This window comes from Arthrobacter sp. B2060 (genome assembly GCF_059090445.1).
Genome location: NZ_JBNHFR010000023.1, coordinates 1 through 2,863, shown reverse-complemented (window position 1 = coordinate 2,863; position 2,863 = coordinate 1). Strand labels below are relative to the sequence as shown.

Genomic DNA, 2,863 nt, shown 5'->3' with positions numbered 1-2,863 from the left:
TGGGGGTGGTGTGGGAAATCTGTGGTGTTACAACTGTGGTGTTGTATTTAGTTATCGGTTCTCAAGCAACGGGTTTGTTGGTTGGGAACCACATAGTGGACGCGGGCAGTCTTGTTTATCTTTTTACCGCCCCCCTTGGTGCAAACCTCTTTTGAAGGATTGGTTTGCGGGGGTGGTGTGTGGTGTAAGTTATCGGCCTATTAGTACCGGTCAGCTTCACGAGTCGTTAGTCCTCGCTTCCACATCCGGCCTATCAACCCAGTGGTCTGGCTGGGGGCCTCTCACACACAAGGTGTATGGAAATCTCATCTCGAAGCGAGCTTCCCGCTTAGATGCTTTCAGCGGTTATCCCATCCGAACGTAGCTAATCAGCGGTGCACTTGGCAGTACAACTGACACACCAGAGGTTCGTCCGTCCCGGTCCTCTCGTACTAAGGACAGCCCTTCTCAAATTTCCTGCGCGCGCAGCGGATAGGGACCGAACTGTCTCACGACGTTCTAAACCCAGCTCGCGTACCGCTTTAATGGGCGAACAGCCCAACCCTTGGGACCTACTCCAGCCCCAGGATGCGACGAGCCGACATCGAGGTGCCAAACCATGCCGTCGATATGGACTCTTGGGCAAGATCAGCCTGTTATCCCCGAGGTACCTTTTATCCGTTGAGCGACGGCCATTCCACAATGTACCGCCGGATCACTAGTCCCGACTTTCGTCCCTGCTCGAGATGTCTCTCTCACAGTCAAGCTCCCTTGTGCACTTACACTCGACACCTGATTGCCAACCAGGCTGAGGGAACCTTTGGGCGCCTCCGTTACTTTTTAGGAGGCAACCGCCCCAGTTAAACTACCCATCAGGCACTGTCCCTGACCCGGATTACGGGCCGAAGTTAGATGTCCAAAGTGACCAGAGTGGTATTTCAACGATGACTCCACCCGAACTGGCGTCCGGGCTTCAACGTCTCCCACCTATCCTACACAAGCCACTCCGAACACCAATACCAAACTATAGTAAAGGTCTCGGGGTCTTTCCGTCCTGCTGCGCGTAACGAGCATCTTTACTCGTACTGCAATTTCGCCGAGTTTATGGTTGAGACAGCGGGGAAGTCGTTACTCCATTCGTGCAGGTCGGAACTTACCCGACAAGGAATTTCGCTACCTTAGGATGGTTATAGTTACCACCGCCGTTTACTGGGGCTTAAATTCTCAGCTTCGCCTTGCGGCTAACCGGTCCTCTTAACCTTCCAGCACCGGGCAGGAGTCAGTCCGTATACATCGTCTTGCGACTTCGCACGGACCTGTGTTTTTAGTAAACAGTCGCTTCCCCCTGGTCTCTGCGGCCCCGATCCCCTCCCACCAGCAAGTGGTGGTCAAGGTTGGGGCCCCCCTTCTCCCGAAGTTACGGGGGCATTTTGCCGAGTTCCTTAACCATAATTCTCTCGATCGCCTTAGTATTCTCTACCTGATCACCTGTGTCGGTTTGGGGTACGGGCGGCTAAAACCTCGCGCCGATGCTTTTCTAGGCAGCATAGGATCACCGAATCCCCCCATACGGGGGTCCCATCAGATCTCAGGAGCGTGATCGAACACACAGGAACGGATTTACCAATCCCTGACCCTACATCCTTAGACCGGGACAACCATCGCCCGGCTCGGCTACCTTCCTGCGTCACACCTGTTAATACGCTTGCCTCCCAGGATCAGGTCCCGCGCTCCACCAAAACCCGCACACCACAAGGGTGATAGGGCAGGCTTCGGGCGGTTAGTATCCCCTGTTCAGCATGGGCGGTTTTTCGCCGGTACGGGAATATCAACCCGTTGTCCATCGACTACGCCTGTCGGCCTCGCCTTAGGTCCCGACTTACCCAGGGCAGATTAGCTTGACCCTGGAACCCTTGATCATCCGGCGGACGGGTTTCTCACCCGTCTTTCGCTACTCATGCCTGCATTCTCACTCGTGTAGGCTCCACCGCTGGTTTACACCGCGACTTCACCGCCCACACGACGCTCCCCTACCCATCCACACTCCTGAACCACAAAGGCTTAGAACATATGTGAATGCCACAACTTCGGCGGTGTACTTGAGCCCCGCTACATTGTCGGCGCGGAATCACTTGACCAGTGAGCTATTACGCACTCTTTTAAGGATGGCTGCTTCTAAGCCAACCTCCTGGTTGTCTTCGCAACTCCACATCCTTTCCCACTTAGCACACGCTTAGGGGCCTTAGTTGGTGGTCTGGGCTGTTTCCCTCTCGACTATGAAGCTTATCCCCCACAGTCTCACTGCTGCGCTCTCACTTACCGGCATTCGGAGTTTGGCTGACGTCAGTAACCTTGTAGGGCCCATTAGCCATCCAGTAGCTCTACCTCCAGCAAGAAACACGCAACGCTGCACCTAAATGCATTTCGGGGAGAACCAGCTATCACGAAGTTTGATTGGCCTTTCACCCCTACCCACAGCTCATCCCCTCCATTTTCAACTGAAGTGGGTTCGGTCCTCCACGACGTCTTACCGTCGCTTCAACCTGGCCATGGGTAGATCACTTCGCTTCGGGTCTAGATCACGCCACTGCAACGCCCTGTTCAGACTCGCTTTCGCTACGGCTTCCCCACACGGGTTAACCTCGCGACGTAACACTAACTCGCAGGCTCATTCTTCAAAAGGCACGCCGTCACCAGAATCAGACTGGCTCCGACGGATTGTAAGCACACGGTTTCAGGTACTGTTTCACTCCCCTCCCGGGGTACTTTTCACCTTTCCCTCACGGTACTGGTCCGCTATCGGTCATTAGGGAGTATTTAGGCTTATCAGGTGGTCCTGACAGATTCACACGGGATTTCTCGGGCCCCGTGCTACTTGGGATAC

General features: G+C 54.7%; 1 rRNA gene. It reads right to left on the bottom strand.

Annotation, left to right across the window (positions count from 1 at the left end):
• Window positions 1-179: 179 nt before the first annotated feature.
• Window positions 180-2,863: ribosomal RNA gene (locus AC5RUM_RS21405) — 23S ribosomal RNA — on the bottom strand; the annotation flags it as partial.